The sequence below is a fragment of the Serratia sp. DD3 genome (assembly GCF_000496755.2).
The window spans coordinates 81,360-100,333 of record NZ_AYKS02000118.1 but is presented as its reverse complement, the minus strand read 5'-3'; the positions used below and the strand labels follow the sequence as shown (position 1 = coordinate 100,333).

17 protein-coding genes and 1 pseudogene are annotated in these 18,974 nt (G+C 48.3%); 11 read left to right on the top strand and 7 right to left on the bottom strand.

All coding sequences use genetic code 11. From position 1 onward, the window contains the following. Nucleotides 1-150 precede the first annotated feature (150 nt). Nucleotides 151-912, bottom strand: a complete 762-nt coding sequence (locus IO95_RS21825) for a LuxR family transcriptional regulator (protein ID WP_051791159.1) — start codon at nucleotides 910-912, stop codon at nucleotides 151-153. 366 nt (nucleotides 913-1,278) lie between these two features. On the opposite strand from IO95_RS21825, the gene glyQ reads away from it, so the two are divergent. The 8 genes from glyQ to IO95_RS21780 all read left to right on the top strand — a co-directional run bounded on the left by glyQ (nucleotide 1,279) and on the right by IO95_RS21780 (nucleotide 10,642). After that, nucleotides 1,279-2,187, top strand: coding sequence for a glycine--tRNA ligase subunit alpha (gene glyQ, locus IO95_RS21815; protein WP_023491270.1), 909 nt, complete (start codon nucleotides 1,279-1,281; stop codon nucleotides 2,185-2,187). Nucleotides 2,188-2,196: 9 nt separating this feature from the next. Next, on the top strand, nucleotides 2,197-4,266 hold the full coding sequence (gene glyS / locus IO95_RS21810; RefSeq protein WP_023491269.1) for a glycine--tRNA ligase subunit beta: 2,070 nt from the start codon (nucleotides 2,197-2,199) through the stop codon (nucleotides 4,264-4,266). A gap of 189 nt (nucleotides 4,267-4,455) precedes the next feature. Further along, entirely contained in the window at nucleotides 4,456-5,175 is a 720-nt protein-coding gene (locus tag IO95_RS21805; RefSeq protein WP_037384849.1) for a DUF3053 domain-containing protein, read from the top strand. A gap of 293 nt (nucleotides 5,176-5,468) precedes the next feature. Next, nucleotides 5,469-6,380, top strand: a complete 912-nt coding sequence (locus IO95_RS21800) for a cation transporter (RefSeq protein ID WP_037384984.1) — start codon at nucleotides 5,469-5,471, stop codon at nucleotides 6,378-6,380. Beyond that, nucleotides 6,364-6,630, top strand: coding sequence for a hypothetical protein (locus IO95_RS21795; RefSeq protein ID WP_037384846.1), 267 nt, complete (start codon nucleotides 6,364-6,366; stop codon nucleotides 6,628-6,630). The genes IO95_RS21800 and IO95_RS21795 overlap by 17 nt, the downstream gene beginning before the upstream one ends. 174 nt (nucleotides 6,631-6,804) lie before the next feature. Beyond that, on the top strand, nucleotides 6,805-8,721 hold the full coding sequence (locus IO95_RS21790; protein WP_037384843.1) for a PTS mannitol transporter subunit IICBA: 1,917 nt from the start codon (nucleotides 6,805-6,807) through the stop codon (nucleotides 8,719-8,721). Between the two features lie 65 nt (nucleotides 8,722-8,786). Further along, nucleotides 8,787-9,941 (top strand): mannitol-1-phosphate 5-dehydrogenase, encoded by a 1,155-nt coding sequence (locus IO95_RS21785; RefSeq protein ID WP_023491295.1) that lies wholly within the window; start codon nucleotides 8,787-8,789, stop codon nucleotides 9,939-9,941. A gap of 143 nt (nucleotides 9,942-10,084) precedes the next feature. Then, nucleotides 10,085-10,642: an MltR family transcriptional regulator gene (locus tag IO95_RS21780; protein WP_023491294.1), complete on the top strand. Its 558-nt coding sequence runs from the start codon at nucleotides 10,085-10,087 to the stop codon at nucleotides 10,640-10,642. A 1-nt stretch (nucleotide 10,643) separates the two neighbouring features. On the opposite strand, the pseudogene dinD reads toward IO95_RS21780, so the two are convergent. Then, a pseudogene (gene dinD, locus IO95_RS26245) lies at nucleotides 10,644-10,739 on the bottom strand (DNA damage-inducible protein D); the annotation flags it as partial. A 281-nt stretch (nucleotides 10,740-11,020) separates the two neighbouring features. Next, nucleotides 11,021-13,054: an RNA-binding domain-containing protein gene (locus IO95_RS21775; RefSeq protein WP_051791157.1), complete on the bottom strand. Its 2,034-nt coding sequence runs from the start codon at nucleotides 13,052-13,054 to the stop codon at nucleotides 11,021-11,023. A gap of 304 nt (nucleotides 13,055-13,358) precedes the next feature. Here IO95_RS21775 and IO95_RS25435 point away from each other — a divergent pair, with 304 nt between their 5' ends. Then, nucleotides 13,359-13,622, top strand: a complete 264-nt coding sequence (locus IO95_RS25435) for a hypothetical protein (RefSeq protein ID WP_152554916.1) — start codon at nucleotides 13,359-13,361, stop codon at nucleotides 13,620-13,622. 249 nt (nucleotides 13,623-13,871) lie between these two features. Here the strand turns inward: IO95_RS25435 and IO95_RS21765 are convergent, their stop codons facing one another. Further along, on the bottom strand, nucleotides 13,872-14,735 hold the full coding sequence (locus IO95_RS21765) for a YicC/YloC family endoribonuclease (protein WP_023490025.1): 864 nt from the start codon (nucleotides 14,733-14,735) through the stop codon (nucleotides 13,872-13,874). A gap of 130 nt (nucleotides 14,736-14,865) precedes the next feature. Here IO95_RS21765 and rph point away from each other — a divergent pair, with 130 nt between their 5' ends. Beyond that, on the top strand, nucleotides 14,866-15,582 hold the full coding sequence (gene rph, locus IO95_RS21760; RefSeq protein WP_023490026.1) for a ribonuclease PH: 717 nt from the start codon (nucleotides 14,866-14,868) through the stop codon (nucleotides 15,580-15,582). 88 nt (nucleotides 15,583-15,670) lie between these two features. Further along, entirely contained in the window at nucleotides 15,671-16,312 is a 642-nt protein-coding gene (gene pyrE / locus IO95_RS21755) for an orotate phosphoribosyltransferase (RefSeq protein ID WP_023490027.1), read from the top strand. Between the two features lie 65 nt (nucleotides 16,313-16,377). Here pyrE and slmA read toward each other — a convergent pair whose 3' ends face one another. The 3 genes from slmA to coaBC form a co-directional block, all read right to left on the bottom strand. Beyond that, on the bottom strand, nucleotides 16,378-16,974 hold the full coding sequence (slmA, locus tag IO95_RS21750; RefSeq protein ID WP_023490028.1) for a nucleoid occlusion factor SlmA: 597 nt from the start codon (nucleotides 16,972-16,974) through the stop codon (nucleotides 16,378-16,380). A 219-nt stretch (nucleotides 16,975-17,193) separates the two neighbouring features. After that, the gene (dut, locus tag IO95_RS21745) at nucleotides 17,194-17,652 is read right to left on the bottom strand and encodes a dUTP diphosphatase (protein WP_023490029.1); all 459 of its coding nucleotides are present in this window, start codon (nucleotides 17,650-17,652) and stop codon (nucleotides 17,194-17,196) included. Beyond that, a complete protein-coding gene (gene coaBC / locus IO95_RS21740) occupies nucleotides 17,630-18,847 on the bottom strand; it encodes a bifunctional phosphopantothenoylcysteine decarboxylase/phosphopantothenate--cysteine ligase CoaBC (RefSeq protein ID WP_023490030.1) in 1,218 nt (405 codons plus the stop codon). Before coaBC ends, dut begins: the two co-directional genes overlap by 23 nt. Nucleotides 18,848-18,974 lie beyond the last annotated feature (127 nt).

Here is an 18,974-nt window from a genome sequence, read left to right as displayed (position 1 = left end):
ATTATTGTAAATCATAGAGTGCCTGTCAACAGTTTCTCTCACCCAATCAAAGAAGGGGTGAGAGTATATTTTTATGCATTTTACCCTCTTCCTTTTTATTTTTTTTAGTCAAATGGTTTTTGAGCAATTTTATCTGAAAGTTTGGCTACATTAGCGAACCGACCTGATTAGCTGCAATTCAACACTGAGCCTTATGGCATGCTTGGCATTGTTAACGCCTAACTTTTTAACTGCATTTCCAATATGAAATTTTACTGTGGTGAGTTTAATTCCTAAGATAAGTGCAATTTCCTGATAGGATTTCCCCATGCTTGCCCAATAAATAATTTCATTCTCGCGAGGGGAAAAGAAATTTCTCTGGTTTATTTTCTCAAAGTAGTTAGCATTATTCAGTTCTTGAGAAGTGTTAATGAGTTTTTCATGCGTTTTCATCAACAATAGCTGTAAACTATCTTGCTTATCTCTAATCAGCGGTTCAACACTATTATCACAATGGCTATCTATGATAATAGATAAAACCGCCAGATGATGAAGATGGTCATGCAACACGAAGGTATAACCATGAGTAACATCATAACTTTTCGCCATATTAAATATTTTTGGCAGTTTAATTCCCGAGTTAATCATGATGTTTTTATCCCAAAAAAATGGGGTAACTCGATGTGATGCAGTCACTAAAACCGGGTCGATATACTGAAAGTTGTTATTGACATAAAAATCAAACCATTCAGTTCTATTTGAAATCACTGAAAAATCAGCAGGGTTCTTTTTATTCATTATGGCATAAGCGTACTTTATATTATTAAACTCTTTTAGTTTTTTTTCTAGATAGCTTTTGATAGATGAATTAATGAGTTCGTTAGGTTTACTCTCTGATAATAAATGACAATCTTTATCAAGGCCTTCTATCATACTTAGCTGTCCATAATGAATTTTAAAATGTTTGACACATTATCCTTGAAGTTACTTGTGTTGGCTACGCTATATCACTTCACTTATAGCGTGGGCTATGCTCCCAAAAACGCTGAGTTTAAAGTGCCGCATTTTGCAAACTCCCTTGATGCCTCGTCAACCTTGAACCTGTTGCTGTCGCTATTCGGGCCTCATGGGGTAAGCTGAATGAACTAGGGTATCGTGCTGAACCGGCTTTTTGCATATCACACCACGGTTTTTATCGGGGGATTGTGACTTGTTGCTGGATTCTGGCTGTATATCTTACGGTCAACAGGTATACTGAGCCCCTCTATTAAATCCACTTGTATCGCGTGCGAATTCAACATGCAAAAGTTTGATACCAAGACCTTTCAGGGTCTGATCCTGACACTGCAGGACTATTGGGCGCGCCAGGGTTGCACTATTGTTCAACCTTTGGACATGGAAGTTGGCGCAGGAACATCTCACCCGATGACCTGCTTGCGTGCTCTTGGCCCGGAGCCAATGGCTGCGGCCTATGTGCAACCTTCACGTCGCCCGACCGATGGCCGTTATGGGGAAAACCCCAACCGCCTGCAACACTATTATCAATTCCAGGTAGTGATTAAACCCTCACCGGAAAATATTCAGGAACTGTACCTGGGTTCATTGAAAGAACTGGGGTTGGATCCTGCTATTCACGATATCCGTTTTGTTGAAGATAACTGGGAAAACCCGACACTAGGGGCCTGGGGATTAGGTTGGGAAGTGTGGTTGAACGGGATGGAAGTGACCCAGTTCACCTATTTTCAACAGGTTGGTGGTTTGGAATGTAAACCGGTCACCGGCGAGATCACTTACGGTCTGGAACGCCTGGCGATGTATATCCAGGGTGTGGATAGCGTCTACGATTTGATTTGGAGCAACGGGCCATTGGGTATCACCACCTATGGCGATGTGTTCCATCAAAACGAAGTGGAGCAATCCACCTACAACTTTGAGTATGCGGATGTAGATTTCCTGTTTTCCTGTTTTGAGCAATACGAAAAGGAAGCGCAAACCCTATTGGCGTTGGAAAACCCCCTGCCATTACCTGCGTATGAACGTATTCTCAAAGCGGCCCATACCTTCAATTTGCTGGATGCGCGTAAGGCGATCTCGGTCACCGAACGTCAACGTTATATTTTGCGTATCCGCACGCTGACCAAAGCCGTTGCCGAGGCCTACTACGCTTCCCGCGAAGCGTTAGGCTTCCCGATGTGTAATAAGAAGTAAGAGGCAGCTATGACTCAACAGACTTTCCTGGTGGAAATCGGCACCGAAGAGCTGCCGCCGAAGGCTCTTCGCTCACTGGCAGAAGCTTTTGCTGCAGATTTTACGGCTGAACTTGATAATGCCGGCTTGGCACATGGCGAAGTGAGCTGGTTTGCTGCTCCGCGTCGCCTAGCATTAAAAGTGGCTAAACTCAGCGCGGCACAGGCTGACCGTGAAATTGAAAAACGTGGCCCGGCCATCGCTCAGGCATTCGATGCCAGCGGTCAGCCCAGTAAGGCCGCTGAGGGCTGGGCGCGTGGTTGCGGCATTACCGTTGATCAAGCTGAACGCCTGGTGACCGATAAAGGTGAATGGTTACTGTATCGCGCCCATGTTAAAGGCCAATCCGCACAGCAACTGTTGGCCGGTATGGTGAGCACGGCACTGTCAAAGCTGCCGATTCCCAAATTGATGCGTTGGGGTGATAAAGAAACCCAGTTCGTGCGTCCGGTACATACGGTGACCATGCTGCTAGGGGCAGAACTGATCCCAGGCACCGTGCTGGGCATCGATTCGGCTCGCACCATTCGTGGTCACCGTTTTATGGGTGAGCCAGAGTTTACTATTGAGAACGCCGATCAGTATCCGCAAATCCTGCAGGAGCGCGGTAAAGTGATCGCCGATTACGCAACCCGCAAGGCGTTGATTAAACGTGATGCTGAACTGGCAGCACAGAAGATTGGTGGAAAAGCCGATCTGAGTGAGAGCCTGCTGGAGGAAGTGACTTCATTGGTTGAGTGGCCGGTGGTGCTGACGGCAAAATTTGAAGAGAAATTCCTGGCAGTGCCTGCTGAAGCGTTGGTTTATACCATGAAGGGTGACCAGAAATATTTTCCGGTCTACGATGCCGCTGGCAAACTGTTACCGAATTTTATCTTCGTCGCCAATATTGAGTCCCGAGACCCGCAGCAAATCATCTCTGGTAATGAGAAAGTGGTGCGTCCTCGTTTGGCGGATGCTGAATTCTTCTTTAATACTGACCGCAAGAAGCGTCTGGAAGATCATTTACCGCGCCTGGAAACGGTACTGTTTCAGCAGCAGTTGGGTACCCTGCGTGATAAGACTGACCGTATTCAAGCCATGGCCGGCTGGATTGCGGGCCAGATTGGTGCTGATGTTAATCACGCAACGCGTGCCGGGCTGCTGTCGAAGTGCGACCTGATGACCAATATGGTGTTCGAATTCACCGATACTCAGGGTGTGATGGGGATGCACTACGCACGCCATGATGGTGAAGCCGAGGACGTAGCTGTTGCGCTTAACGAGCAGTATCAGCCACGCTTTGCGGGTGATGAACTGCCTCAATCGCTGGTGGCTTGCTCGTTGGCAATCGCTGACAAAATGGACACGCTGGTCGGTATTTTTGGTATTGGCCAGCATCCAAAAGGTGATAAAGACCCGTTTGCTTTACGCCGTGCTGCGTTGGGCGTGCTGCGTATCATCGTTGAGAAAAACCTGTCACTGGATTTGCAAACCCTGACCGAAGAGGCTGCGCGCCTGTATGGCAGCAAGCTGACCAATGCCAAGGTGGTGGATGATGTCATCGACTTTATGTTGGGGCGTTTCCGTACCTGGTATCAGGAAGCAGGCCATGCAGTGGATACTATCCAGGCGGTATTGGCGCGTCGCCCAACCCGGCCGGCAGACTTTGATGCACGGGTGAAGGCGGTAACACATTTCCGTACCTTGGCTGAGGCCACCGCGTTGGCTGCGGCTAACAAGCGTGTTTCCAATATCTTAGCCAAATCCAACGATGTATTGCTGGATCAGGTTCAAGCCTCGGTATTGAAAGAGCCGACAGAGCTGAAATTAGCCACTCATCTGGTGGTGTTGCGTGACAAGCTGGAACCTTTGTTTGCTGCAGGTCGTTATCAGGAAGCATTGGTTGAACTGGCGGCGTTGCGTGAGACGGTTGATGCGTTCTTCGACAGTGTGATGGTGATGGCTGAAGATGATGCGGTGCGGGTGAATCGCTTGACGTTGCTGAGTAAGTTGCGTGAGCTGTTCCTGCAAGTAGCGGATATTTCGGTGTTGCAGTAAGGGTAAAGTATTAATGAAAAGGCGCCTGAGGGCGCTTTTTCATCATCATGAGAATCCGTCGGTTATTCTGGGCTGAACGTTGAATCACGTATCCTATAGCAGGGAGTTGATCTATTCTTATCTGCAACGGAGTGCAACATAAGGCATGGAGCCAGATAAAAGAGACATTAATAACGGGAGTTATGTCACATGGCGGTAGGGATCCAAAGCAGAGGCTTTTCGCGTTGGTTGGCACCGGTATTTGCATTGTTGGTCGTGATGCAACTGACCGCCTGCGGCGATAAAGAGCCAGAACAGCGTAAAGCGTTTATTGATTATTTACATAATACGGTGATGCGTAGCGGTGTACACATTCCAACGTTGAGTGAAGACCAAAAACAGAAATTTGGCACTTATGTGAGTGATTACGCCATTCTGGTGGGTTTTTCTCAGCAATTGTCGAAATCGGTTGAGGCAAGTCTGACACCAGCACTGGAACAGATTAATCAAATTCGCACCGCACAAGACTATATCGCTAAGCGCGATACCTTGCAGCAATCGTTGGGTGCATTGAACCTGTTGGGTCAACAGATACAGTCAGCGAAGTTACAGGCGGATAGCGCCCGTGCCGCGTTGAAGCAACCTGATGATTTGAAAGCGGTGTATAGCCAGGTGTATGACAAGATTGTTACCACACCAAGCAATAGCTTGATGCCAGTGATCCCAACCACCAGCAGTTTTGTTCAGGAACTGGTGCTAGTTGGGGATTTCTTGCAGGCTCAGGGTAATCAGGTGAGTTTCAATAATGGCGGTGTACAGTTCCGTACTCAGCAGCAGGTGGCGCAGTACAACACCATGATGTCCAATCTGGTGGCTAAGCAGCAGGATTGGCTCAATGCACAGAAAACGGTGCAGGCAGTGATGCAGTAAGCAAAACTATCCAGGTACATTCGAGCGGCTTTCAGGCTGTAGTTTGAATGTACCTGAGTATGGGTTCCCCTTTTTTCAACGCCTTGTCATCCTTCCGTACCCTGATCTCTATACTACACTTCAGTTATCGGGCCGAAAACGCGTGGTCGAAGCATAACTATGGCCAAGTTCAATTAACTTGCAGGATAAAACATCTGGCTTTTTGAATACCCCGGCGACTTGTTTGACGATGGGTATATTCAACAGCGCCGTAAAATACGGGAACAGAGCCATTCGGTCAGTTGGAGGTCATTATCGTGCCCAGTACTCAACGTGAACAACAGCTTTTAAGGCGCTCAATTTATGGTGCTCTTGGGATATCTTGTTTGAGTATCACCTTCGGTTTTATTACCGGCTCAAGATCGATCATGTTTGATGGTATGTACGCCATATTGGATGCGACCCTATCCGGCTTGGCGTTATTCGTATTACGGCTAATCGGGCAAAACCCGAGCAGTCGCCGTTTTCAATACGGTTTTTGGCACGTAGAACCCTTGGTTCTGGTATTTAACGGCAGCCTACTGTTGTTACTCTGTCTGTATGCTTTTATTAACGCGATTCAAAGTCTTTTGGGAGGGGGAAATCATTTTGAGTTAGGGTGGGCGATAGCCTATGCCTTTAGTATCACCGTCATTTGTTTTGCGATATTTTTGAAACAAAAAAACGCTAACAAAGGGATATCTTCCCCACTGGTCGAGTTGGACGTGCGGGGCTGGATGATCTCCACAGCGATCAGTGCCGCGATCTTTGTCGCTTTTATCCTCGCCTGGTTTTTACAAGACACGCGCTTTGCCTATCTGGTCCCCTATGTGGATTCGATGATACTGGCAGTCCTGATCCTGTTTGTCATGCCAATGCCGGCCAAAATAATCTTTAATGCCATAAAAGAAGTTCTGATGATGACACCTGCAGCATTGGATAAAAAGGTGGAAGAGTTAATGCAACAACTTAGCCGTGAATACGGCTTCATCAAATATTCCCACTATGAAACACGTATAGGTCGCGGATTATTCTTGGAGATCTATGTCGTTCTGCCAGAAAGCATGGAACATATCGGCATCAGCCAGTTGGATTTGATTCGTGAGCGTATTGTCCAGGTTATAAAGGATCCAGAATTGGATTTGTGGATCAGTGTTTCTTTTTGCCGGCATGAAAAATGGCTTTGAGTGTCAGCCAGAGATGTGGGTCGCTGAGTTTGCCTGGTCAGCTCTCTGGCAGAGTGGGTGCCGCAGGGAAGATCCCATTCAAGAGCGCGGTTCGCTTGTGGTGCGTAAAATAAATCGTGATCAATGTATCAATTTAAGAACAAACCCTTCGGCCAATAACGTGATTTTAATCACGTTATTGGCTGGCGGTGACGCTTTATTGGTGTCTATTATTTCTAATATCGAAAGTAATTGTGATTTCAATCACTAAATCCACTGGGTTAACCCCCTCTGTTGTGTGATTTTAATCACGTTTCTTGGGTGAGGTTCGCGTAGTCAGAGGAGCGTGGTAGAGTCCATTTCGCAAACAGCAGCAACACGGCTGGATATGACAACAATGAATGCGCGCTCTTATTGTCAGCGCGTAGCAATAGGGGGGTGTTTTATGTTTTCACCAGATATCAAGGTTAAAGTGCAAAACTTTGGCCGTTTCCTAAGCAATATGGTTATGCCCAACATCGGCGCATTTATCGCCTGGGGTATTATCACCGCATTATTTATCCCTACCGGTTGGGTGCCAAATGAGACATTGGCCAAGCTGGTTGGGCCAATGATCACCTATCTGTTGCCACTGTTGATCGGTTATACCGGCGGTAAATTGGTGGGTGGCGATCGTGGTGGTGTGGTTGGTGCAATTACCACCATGGGTGTCGTGGTGGGTGCTGATATCCCGATGTTCCTCGGTGCCATGATCGCGGGTCCGCTGGGTGGTTGGGCGATTAAGCATTTTGACCGCTGGGTAGATGGCAAGATCAAAAGTGGTTTTGAGATGTTGGTGAACAACTTCTCCGCCGGTATCATCGGTATGCTGCTGGCACTTATCTCCTTTATGGGGATTGGGCCATTGGTCGAAGCGCTCTCCAAAATTCTGGCGGCGGGTGTACATGTCATGGTGGTTAATAACCTGCTGCCATTGACCTCGATCTTTGTTGAACCAGCAAAAATTCTGTTCCTGAACAACGCCATCAACCACGGTATCTTCTCGCCGCTGGGTATTCAGCAAGCCTCAGAGGCTGGCAAGTCTATCTTCTTCCTGATTGAAGCCAACCCGGGCCCAGGTATGGGAGTCTTGATGGCTTATATGTTCTTTGGCCGTGGTAGTGCCAAACAGTCTGCTGGTGGTGCCGCTATCATCCACTTCCTGGGTGGTATCCATGAAATTTACTTCCCTTATGTACTGATGAATCCACGCCTGCTGCTGGCGGTGATTCTGGGTGGTATGACAGGCGTATTCACGCTGACGGTGTTGAATGGGGGTCTGGTATCGCCGGCTTCCCCAGGGTCGATTCTGGCCGTATTGGCAATGACGCCAAAAGGGGCCTATTTCGCCAATTTGGCTGCCATCTTCGCTGCTTTCCTGGTCTCCTTCCTGGTTTCTTCTTTCCTGCTGAAAACGTCGAAAGTTAAAGAGGAAGAGGGTCTGGAACAAGCCACCCGTCGTATGCAGGAGATGAAGGCGCAATCCAAAGGAGCTAAAGCGCCTAATGGAGCGGTAGATGGTGATCTGAGTACCGTGCGTAAAATTATTGTGGCTTGTGATGCGGGTATGGGTTCCAGTGCGATGGGGGCGGGTGTTCTGCGTAAGAAAGTGACAGATGCAGGACTGAAAAATATCTCTGTTACCAATTGCGCGATCAACAGTTTGCCGGAAGATGTCGATCTGGTGATTACCCACCGTGATTTGACGGAACGTGCCATGCGTCATGCACCACAAGCACAGCATATTTCATTAACCAATTTCCTGGACAGTCAGTTATACAGTGATTTGACCGCACGCCTGCTAGCCGCTCACAAAACCAGCGAAACAGAACAGAAAGTGATTTCAACGTTGGATGACAGCTTTGAAGCTAGCGAAAAGAACCTGTTTAAATTGAGTGAAAATAATGTGTTCCTCGGTCTACAGGCTAGCGACAAACAGCAGGCAATTCGCTTTGCTGGTGAGCAATTGGTGAAGGGCGGCTATGTGGAACCTGAATACGTAGAGGCGATGCTGGAGCGTGAAAAGCTCACTTCTACCTACTTGGGAGAGTCGATTGCCGTACCACATGGCACCATCGAAGCGAAAGATCGCGTACTGCGTACTGGCGTGGTGTTCTGTCAATATCCGCAAGGCGTGCGTTTTGGTGACGGTGAGGATGAGGTTGCCCGTCTGGTGATTGGTATTGCAGCCCGTAATAATGAGCATATTCAGGTGATTACTTGTCTAACCAATGCATTGGATGATGAAACGGTTATTGAGCGGTTAGCTAATACGGCAAGCGTCCAAGAAGTTTTGGAACTACTTGGTAGTAAGAAGAGCTAATATCACAGCACTGTTTTAAAGGGTGCACCGGGTGTGCACCCTTCGATATTAACAAAGGTAGAACTATGAAAGCATTACACTTCGGCGCGGGTAATATCGGCCGTGGGTTCATCGGCAAGTTACTGGCTGATGCTCATGCCGAACTGACTTTTGCTGACGTTAACCAGACGTTGTTGGATGAACTGAACCAACGTAAAAGCTACCAGGTACACGTGGTAGGTGATGAATCACGTATTGAACAAGTGAATAATGTCAGTGCGGTTAACAGCGGCAGTGAGCAGGCGGTGGATTTGATTGCTGAGGCGGATATTGTGACAACAGCAGTTGGCCCACAGGTCTTGGCTAAAATCGCCGGGACTATTGCCAAGGGGTTGATTAAACGCCATCAACAAGGAAACACCCAGCCACTCAATATCATTGCTTGTGAAAATATGGTGCGCGGCACCAGCCAGCTCAAGCACTCTGTTTTCGACGTATTGCCGCAGGATGAGCAGGCTTGGGTTGAGCAGCATGTCGGGTTTGTGGATTCTGCCGTAGACCGTATCGTGCCACCCGCGGAAGCCAACAGCAGCGATCCGCTGGAAGTTACCGTGGAAACGTTCAGCGAATGGATTGTGGATCAGACTCAGTTCAAGGGGCCCCCGCCTGCTATTGCGGGTATGGAGTTGACTGACAACCTGATGGCGTTCGTTGAACGCAAGTTGTTCACTCTTAATACTGGCCATGCAATCACGGCTTATCTGGGGCAGCGCGCCAACTTACTGACGATTCGTGATGCTATTCTCGACCCACAAGTTCGTCAGGTGGTACGAGGGGCGATGGAAGAGAGTGGTGCGGTGTTGATCAAGCGTTATGGCTTTGATGCGGATAAACATGCCGCTTATATCAACAAAATCCTCTCTCGCTTTGAAAACCCCTATCTGCATGATGATGTTGAGCGTGTTGGGCGCCAGCCACTGCGTAAACTCAGTGCAGGCGACCGCTTGATTAAGCCATTGTTGGGAACATTGGAATACGATTTGCCACATGGCAACCTGATAAAAGGGATTGCGGCCGCCATGAGTTACCGCAGTGAACAAGACCCGCAGGCCAAAGAGTTGGTAGAATTGCTGGAAAAACTGGGGCCAAAAGCGGCACTGATACAAATTTCTGGCTTACCGGCTGACAGCAAGGTGGTGGAAGAGGCGGTGGCTGCGTATAACACCATGCAGTCGCAGTAAATTCCATGGCGCAATAAATCGGTGTCAATAAACACTCCCTTACTTCACGGATAACGGTTAGGATGCAGGGCAAATTTTTTTGCCCTGGCCTATATTGATTTCCGCTAAGAAAGGGCACCCCTAATGCTGTTCGAAAAGTGACGATGATTGACACAAAGGCATTTGAAAACAAAGTATTGGAAAAACTGAATGCTGGCAAAACGGTACGTAGCTTTCTGATCGCAGCGGTCGAGTTGTTAGCCGAAGCACTGAACGTATTAGTGGTGCAGGTATTTCGTAAAGACGATTATGCGGTGAAGTATGCCGTCGAACCCCTATTGTCTGGTGCTGGCCCGCTTGGTGAACTCTCAGTTCGCCTTAAACTGATGTATGGCCTGGGGGTTATTTCACGGCATGAATATGAAGATGCCGAGTTGCTGATGGCAATGCGCGAAGAGTTGAATCATGATGGCACTGAATATCGCTTTATTGATGATGAAATCCTGGGGCCCTTTGGTGAACTGCACTGTGTGAGTGAACTCCCCCCAGTACCCACCTTTTTACAGCCGAGTGAAGCGGATGAGTCGTTGATTGCCATGCAACACCAGCGCTATCAACAGATGGTACGTTCCACCATGGTGTTATCGCTTACCGAACTACTGGCTGGCATTGGTGCTAAACAACCGTCCAGGCTCTCGCCACTGGGTGAGCAAAAATCGTAGTAGCATACCGAGATAGATGAATATCATCTAATTCGCGTTGAGCCCCAGAACCAAGAGTGACCTTTTAGGTGGCTTCAACGAAATGATCCGATACATTCCGGTTTTGCTTCGTGGCTGCCATCAGGTAAATGCGCACTCATCCGACAATCTCATGTAAACGTTGCGTTTTATTGCTGCCTTATACTGCTCCATAACAAGCAAAAATCCCGCTGTTATGCGGGAATTCTGGATTTATGCGGCTTGTTGATGCTTCCTGAATGGTTACTCGATATTGGATTTATACATTGAGTGTCGGCTTAAAATCCTTTTGATTACTGGATTTCTTATAATGCGCTTTTCTATTGTGTACACCCTTGTGTACACGGTAAAAAGGAATGCTCACCTTTTCGGGCTGTTTTTTGTACACATGCTGGTATTCACCACTTCACAAGCTATGTAGCCCTGCCGTTTATGTCTTCTTGCATGAGGAAAGGCTAAACGAATTTTTCCCATCCTTACTAAAGGAACTAGTTGTTTCTCTCGCAAGTTTTGTGGGGTGCGGGACATCAGTTTAGAAATAATACTAAGCGGCATGTAATGGCCTGCGCAAAGCGCAAGGATAATTTCATCCATAACTTCATTTGAGAGTCTTTTTTTCTCTCTTGCTAATGCTGATGCTGCTTCTAGTTGCTGCCTTAGCGACAAAGAAAGGTGATCGAGGTTGTCGATATAAGGATAAGGAAGTTTGTCTGTAACAAAACGGCCCAGATCGTCTCGTTCTTGCTCGTTATCCGTTATTATCTCGTCGTTATCCGTGATCAAGTAGCTGCTATCCGTGATCAAAGAGGTATTATCCGTGATGATTTGGCCGTGTAGGGAATCGGGTGTGCTTGTTGATAACGGATTAACACCAAAAACATCTTCAGGAGAGGGGAGCTCTTGCCCTGGTAATGTGTATGATTTGTTTCTTTTTTCACCGTGTGGAATCAAAAAACCGCCAGTTACGAGGCGAGGAAGCGTAAGAGTAACTTCACGAGAATGCAAGCTGGTGAGTTGGCAAGCCCGTTCATGATCTATCCATTTTTCTACCGCTGCTGTAATTACGATACTGCGTTCAAGCTCGCTTAGGTGATCAACTTTGTCTCCGAATTTGGAATGCAGAAGAGCCGCTGTTTCTTCCGAGACAAGGTTACCAATAGAGAGTTCAAGCAGTGTTTGTTCCGGTTCTGTTTTTTCATACAACCGGGGGAGACGCCAGTTGGCCAACTTCCAACCACTAAATATTTTGGGAATCCCTGAGCCTGAGCGCTCCCCAGCACCGATAATCAAAAACATCTGGTGCATAAGACGATTACGGCAATCGCTCTCGTAACCTTTTATCGCTTGTTCAAGAGGTACACGCATGAGCCCAGGATTGCGAAAGCCGAATAAATCAGGTCTTTTTACGACCATGATTGAAATCCGGCCTGTATAGTCCGCATGTACCAAGGTGTTTACCAGCGCTTCACGCAGAGCGGTATGTATTTGTGTATCGTCTTGCCTGATACCTTCTTTTAGTTCAAAAGGCACTTTCAAGTCGGCTATTAGTTTTCGGTATGTACGCCTGTAGAAATCGAATACGTTACCCGACCACGTTCCATCAGGGCAGAGTCTATCAACCCACCTTCTCTCTGTTCTCGCTTCTGGTCGTTCTTGGTAATCTACGAAATAGTTTGGAGCTACGTCTTGTATGGCCTCCCATGTTCCAAACATGAGGATGCCTGCCAAAGTCATACCTTCAGTACCTGTTTGGCGATCTTTTCTATATCCGCCGATGCTGCGTAAGAATGCAAAATTGTCTAGCTCTAACGCGGGATGGACTGGATTAGAGGCTGAAAGAAGGTTTCGATAGGCCAGAAGACTCTCTAGGTTTATATCGTTCATATCGAAGTTCTGGACAATGCGGTTATCACGGCTTTCTTCAACTTGTTCAGCCATCATCCTGCGAACTTGTTCTTCAGAACAACGATGGTCACCTTCATGCATTCTGAACCATGTTTCTGTTATTGGTTGATTGTTTAAATAGACTGGTTTTTGCTCACGTCTTGCAATCGGTACCTCAATGACAAGTATCTCTTTGCCGTCTAATTTGACAGTTTGAACAAGCTGATCAGTAAGAAGATTAACGTTTACCTTTTTCTTGCTGCCTGCAAGGTCAAAGAGCTGCTTTTTGACGGTATTAACATCCGGAATACCCGCAACAGTGAACTCACCTTTCTTTTCACGAATACCTAAAACAACATATCCACCGCGACAATTTGCCATGGCGCTATAAGTTGGCCAGAAGTCATCCGGCAACTTGCCTCTACCATCTTTCCCTTGAGCCAATTTAAACTCCAGCTCTGAGGATTCAGATAGTGCACGCAGATCTGTCAGATCAGATATCCGGAACACTGTACCTCCATGTGAGTATTGTGGGTATAAATTGGTCGTATCTTACCCTAGTTTAAGTGATAAGAAAGTCCAGGAAGGATCATTAAAACGCCAAATTAAAAATATAACTGTATGTTTGAACAGTTTTTTAAGTGGGTAGCCTTGTGTGGTAAGAAGGCGAGTGATCTACAATCCGTTATGACGTTAAGCCTATCCGTGATCAATTGTTCCTTATCCGTTATGAGATTGGTGGAGTTCATTAGAGTAGGAAACTCTTGACGGAGAAGCTGTATGCACCGTTATCTGATAACCGTTAACTCCGCCGGTGGATCATCAATCCCAGCGCCAACAGACAAAGCCGATTACCTGCATCGGGTACGGGTTGGGCTTGTCCGACTCCACCAGCACTGTGGCGGCGGCCATAACTCGGCCCATTCGTGTCTTTATGCGCCTGGGTGTGTTGGCGATTGTGCCGGTAATCGTTGCCGTGTGCTGCGCAGCCTTTTCACGCCGATTCTTTCGCATCGATACCACCTCTCAGAGTTTTTTGTTATCGACTCGCCGTGGCCATGGTCATTTTACAGAATAAAACTCCGATATGGGGCAAGATCCATACCGTCACGAATTGCCTGGTAAATTGATACATCTTGCCAAGGCTGGTTCAAGTCATCAGGCCAAACTCATTTTAAGGCGATCTCGACCAATTTTTGAGGGGCAAAGCGAGGTACATGGCAATAGTGTGCTTTCTTGCTTCTTTATGCTAGCTCATGATAACAAAAAAGCCCGCTGTTATGCGGGCATTCTGGATTTATGCGGCTTGTTGATGCTTCCTGAATGATTACTCGATATTCTGGATTTGCTCACGCATTTGCTCAATCAATACCTTTAGTTCAATGGCTGAGGCTGTGACCTCCGCATTGATTGATTTTGAGGCCAAGGTATTCGCTTCACGATTGAATTCTTGCATCATAAAGTCGAGACGGCGGCCCACCGCTTCTTTTTTCTTCAGGATATTGAACGTCTCTTTGACGTGCGCTTCCAGACGGTCCAGCTCTTCTGCAACGTCAATGCGTTGTGCCATTAGCACCAGTTCTTGCTCAAGACGTGTGTTTTCTAATTGCACTTGCGCTTCTTCCAGCTTACTGACCAGCCGTTCACGTTGCCATTGCAGGATATTGGGCATCTGGGTGCGTACTTTTGCCACTTCAGTGTTTACGCCCTCCAGCCGCTGTTCGATCATGCCTTTCAGTGCACTACCTTCGCTTTCGCGTGCCGTAATAAAATCGTCGAGCGTATTTTCCAGTAACTGCATCAGCTCTTCACTGATGACATCCAGATCCTGTTCTTCTGCGGACATGACACCAGGCCAACGCAATACATCGATGGGGTCTATCTCCCCTTCATCGCTTTGCATTTTCACCCAGTTGGCGGCTTCAACCAGTTGTTTTGCCAGCTTTTCGTTCAGGATCATCGAGCTCTGTGCACTTGGGTCGAGTTCGAAACGTAGGTTACATTCCACTTTGCCACGAGTCAGGCGGCCACGGATACGATCGCGGATCACCGGCTCAAGGCTACGGAATTGTTCCGGCAAGCGGATATAGGTTTCAAGGTAGCGCTGGTTAACAGAGCGTAGCTCCCAGGCTGCACTACCCCATTCGCCCTTGATTTCACGCCGGGCATAGGCGGTCATACTGCGGATCATTGTTGCTTACCCTGTAATAGCTAAAGATGCGTTGATTATAGCGTTGCACCTGAGGGCAGGATAGGCATAACGTCACGAAGCTCGTATAATACGCCTCAAATTGTTGATAAGAAGCCGGAGAAAACAGCCCATGCGTCCTGCAGGCAGAGCACCACAACAAATTCGCCCCCTGACAATGACCCGTCACTACACCAAACACGCTGAAGGTTCAGTGCTGGTCGAGTTTGGCGATACCAAAGTTTTGTGCACCGCCACCGTCGAAGAGGGCGTTCCACGCTTCCTGAAAGGTCAGGGGCAAGGGTGGGTGACCGCTGAATACGGTATGTTACCGCGTTCTACCCATAGCCGTAATGCGCGCGAAGCAGCGAAAGGAAAACAAGGTGGGCGCACGTTGGAAATTCAGCGCCTGATTGCACGTTCACTACGGGCTGCTGTCGATCTGAAAAAACTCGGTGAATTCACCATTACTTTGGACTGCGACGTATTGCAAGCCGATGGTGGCACCCGTACCGCTTCAATTTCAGGTGCCTGTGTGGCCCTGGCCGATGCGCTGAATGCGTTGGTTGCTGCAGGGAAATTGAAAACCAACCCGATGAAAGGCTTGGTGGCGGCAGTTTCGGTGGGCATCGTTAATGGTGAAGCGTTATGCGACCTGGAATATGTTGAAGATTCTGCAGCAGAAACCGACATGAATGTGGTGATGATGGAAGATGGCCGCATGATCGAGGTGCAGGGGACCGCTGAAGGTGAGCCGTTCAACCATGATGAGTTGCTGGCCTTGCTGGCATTGGCCCGTGGGGGTATCGAAACCATCTTTCAAGCGCAGAAAGCGGCGTTGGCAGAATAATTTTTCAAAGGCGACGAAGTCGCCTTTTTTACAACTTAAATTTGCAACCACAGCATAAACATTACAGTTCAGACGAGGAAAGTGAGTCATGAAAGCCTATCAGCGCCAGTTTATTGAATTCGCGCTTAGCAAACAGGTACTGAAATTCGGTGAGTTCACCTTGAAATCGGGACGTACCAGCCCTTATTTTTTTAATGCTGGCCTGTTTAATACCGGGCGCGATCTGGCGTTATTAGGGCGTTTCTATGCTGAAGCCTTGGTGGATTCTGGTATTGATTTTGATCTGCTGTTTGGCCCAGCCTATAAGGGCATTCCCATTGCTACGACCACCGCGGTCGCACTGGCGGAACATCATGACCGAGATATGCCTTATTGCTTTAACCGTAAAGAGGCCAAGGATCATGGCGAAGGTGGCACTTTGGTGGGGAGTCCACTGCAAGGGCGGGTGATGCTGGTGGATGATGTGATCACCGCAGGGACGGCGATTCGTGAGTCAATGGAGATTATCCAGGCTCATCATGCCACTTTGGCTGGGGTGCTGATCTCCCTTGATCGCCAAGAGCGCGGCCGTGCTGATGTTTCGGCAATTCAGGAAGTAGAGCGCGATTATCACTGTAAAGTGATCTCAATTATTACGCTCAAGGAGCTGATTGCTTATCTGGAAGAGAAACCGGAGATGGCTGAACATTTGGCAGCGGTGCGGGCGTATCGCGAACAGTACGGAGTATAAAGAGTGATGCCGGGTTAACCCCGGCACCTCATTCATCACTATTTAAGTAGCGCTACTTCAAAAGATTATTGCAACTGTGCTGCCAGGAGTGGCCAGCGGGCATCGAAATCCTGTGTTGGACTGTAGCGGAATTCAGACCGGATATAGCGTGAAAATAGCCCTTCGCAAAATGCCAATAATTGGCTGGCCAGCAACGTTTCATCAACGTTAAAGCCTTTCCCTTCACGCAGTTTACGTTCCTTCAGCACCTGACGCAGCTGTGCTTCAATACGTTCAAACAACTGGTTGATCCTACCCTGCAGGCGATCTTGCTCAAACATCAGTGCATGCCCGGTGATGATACGTGTCAGGCCTGGATTGCGCTCAGCAAACCCAAGTAGGAGTAGCATAATTAGGCGCAGACGGTTGAGTGTCTCTTTTTCATCCTGCAGGATCAAATTGATGCGCGTTATCAGGGTGTCTTCAATAAACTCGATCAGGCTATCAAACATTCGTGTCTTGCTAGGGAAGTGCCGGTAAAGGGCTGCCTCAGAGACACCTACGTTCGCGGCAAGCTTGGCTGTGGTGATACGCTGGCTGCCATCGCTGGATTCCAGCATCTGGGCTAACGCCTGCAGTATGTCCTCGCGCCGATTCCTTTTGGTATTTTCTTTTTCTGCCATGTGTAATAAGACCCTTGCTAAAACAGCCGACACCCACCGTCTTTCAAACTGCTGTCGGGCAATTTGAATCAACCTGGATATAAGCCAAAAGTTTCTCCGACAATGATTCTGCGTGTGACCTGGTATTCGGTATTTTATTGTCGGGTAAACCTTGCCATAGAGATGTCTTCCTCTTTTGGGCAGCAAGGTTTTCAGTGATCATCTTAAGATAGAGCAACCCTATTGGCGTCCCGAATGGCCGAAACCACCGGCTCCACGCTCGCTACTATCAAACTCAGTCACCAGATTGAACTCCGCTTGTACAACTGGCACAAACACCATTTGTGCGATGCGTTCACCGGGTTCAATGGTGAAAGATTTCTGGCCACGGTTCCATACCGACACCATTAATTGGCCTTGGTAATCGGAATCGATCAAGCCAACCAGATTGCCGAGTACCACCCCATGCTTATGGCCCAGACCCGAGCGCGGCAGGATCACTGCGGCAAGACCGGTATCGGCAATATGAATCGCCAGACCGGTGGGGAGTAAAGTGGTTTCGCCGGGTGCCAACTCGACAGCACTGTCCAGACAGGCGCGCAGATCAAGACCAGCAGAGCCTGGGGTAGCATAGGTCGGTAATGGGAAATCTTGACCGATACGTGGGTCGAGGATCTTAACGTCGATTTTTTTCATCATAACGGCTGATTATCTCGTCTATTAAACGTTGGCCAAGGGATGCCTTGTCACTATGGGCGAGGCGTTTTTCTCCATCTTGCCAAAAAAGATGCAGTGCATTGGTATCACTATTAAAACCATGCTCTGCAAGCGATACATTGTTAGCGCAGATTAAATCCAGTTTTTTACGCGCCAGTTTTTGCCGGGCGTATTCTTCCACATTCTGGGTTTCTGCCGCAAACCCGACGACAAAAGGTCGATTTTTGTTCATCAGGGCAACACCCGCAACGATGTCGGGATTTTTTACCATTTTAAGGGTGATGGTATCACCCTGTTTTTTGATTTTTTCATTGGCAACCTGCTCTGCCCGATAGTCAGCGACGGCGGCACAGGCAATAAAAATATCTTGTTGTTCGACCTGTTGCTTTACTGCTTGTTCCATTTCCAGTGCACTGATGACATCCACACGAGTTACGCCAGGGGGCGTTGGCAGGTTTACCGGCCCGGCCACTAACGTCACTTGTGCACCACGAGCAGCAGCAGCATGGGCGATGGCAAAGCCCATTTTGCCGGAGCTGTGGTTGCTGATAAAGCGCACTGGGTCCAGCGCCTCGCGAGTAGGACCCGCGGTAATCATAATTTTTAATTGTTTCAGATCTTGTGGCGCAGAAAAATAGCTCTCTGCCAGTTCAATGATCTGCAGAGGGTCCAACATGCGCCCAGGCCCAACGTCGCCACAAGCCTGGCTGCCACAATCTGGCCCCCATAATAGCAAACCACGGGCTTGCAAGGTTTGCAGATTCGCTTGGGTGGCGGTTGCGCGATACATTTGCTGGTTCATGGCCGGGGCTGCGGCGATGGGGGCATCGGTTGCCAAGCAGACGGTGGTTAACAAATCGTTAGCCATACCGGCGGTGATACGAGCCAGCAGATCAGCGGTGGCGGGAGCCAGGATCACCAAATCAGCCCATTTACCTAATTCGATATGTCCCATGGCAGCTTCCGCCGCAGGGTCGAGGAGATCGTCGGAAACCGGGTGGCCGGAAACCGCTTGCAGTGTCAGTGGGGTAATAAATGCTTTGGCGGCGGTGGTCATTACCACCCGTACCTCTGCCCCCCTGTCGCGCAGTCGCCGTACCAACTCTGGGCATTTGTAAGCAGCGATACCGCCACTGATACCCAGCACAATATGTTTACCGGAAAGTCCCGTCATCATGATTGTCCGATTGAAAATCTAAAGATGCAGCATATTAGCATAACCACTGCCAGGGAGCGCGATTCTGCTGTGTATGCAGCCAGTTGCATGGTGGTTTTCGCTATGCATCGCAATGTTATCAAGCACC

Bases quoted from the DNA above. Each gene is read 5' to 3' on its own strand.
- IO95_RS21825 (WP_051791159.1), bottom strand. From the start codon at position 912: ATGATAGAAGGCCTTGATAAAGATTGTCATTTATTATCAGAGAGTAAA.
- glyQ (WP_023491270.1), top strand. From the start codon at position 1,279: ATGCAAAAGTTTGATACCAAGACCTTTCAGGGTCTGATCCTGACACTG.
- glyS (WP_023491269.1), top strand. From the start codon at position 2,197: ATGACTCAACAGACTTTCCTGGTGGAAATCGGCACCGAAGAGCTGCCG.
- IO95_RS21805 (WP_037384849.1), top strand. From the start codon at position 4,456: ATGGCGGTAGGGATCCAAAGCAGAGGCTTTTCGCGTTGGTTGGCACCG.
- IO95_RS21795 (WP_037384846.1), top strand. From the start codon at position 6,364: ATGAAAAATGGCTTTGAGTGTCAGCCAGAGATGTGGGTCGCTGAGTTT.
- IO95_RS21790 (WP_037384843.1), top strand. From the start codon at position 6,805: ATGTTTTCACCAGATATCAAGGTTAAAGTGCAAAACTTTGGCCGTTTC.
- IO95_RS21785 (WP_023491295.1), top strand. From the start codon at position 8,787: ATGAAAGCATTACACTTCGGCGCGGGTAATATCGGCCGTGGGTTCATC.
- IO95_RS21780 (WP_023491294.1), top strand. From the start codon at position 10,085: ATGATTGACACAAAGGCATTTGAAAACAAAGTATTGGAAAAACTGAAT.
- IO95_RS21765 (WP_023490025.1), bottom strand. From the start codon at position 14,735: ATGATCCGCAGTATGACCGCCTATGCCCGGCGTGAAATCAAGGGCGAA.
- rph (WP_023490026.1), top strand. From the start codon at position 14,866: ATGCGTCCTGCAGGCAGAGCACCACAACAAATTCGCCCCCTGACAATG.
- pyrE (WP_023490027.1), top strand. From the start codon at position 15,671: ATGAAAGCCTATCAGCGCCAGTTTATTGAATTCGCGCTTAGCAAACAG.
- slmA (WP_023490028.1), bottom strand. From the start codon at position 16,974: ATGGCAGAAAAAGAAAATACCAAAAGGAATCGGCGCGAGGACATACTG.
- dut (WP_023490029.1), bottom strand. From the start codon at position 17,652: ATGATGAAAAAAATCGACGTTAAGATCCTCGACCCACGTATCGGTCAA.
- coaBC (WP_023490030.1), bottom strand. From the start codon at position 18,847: ATGATGACGGGACTTTCCGGTAAACATATTGTGCTGGGTATCAGTGGC.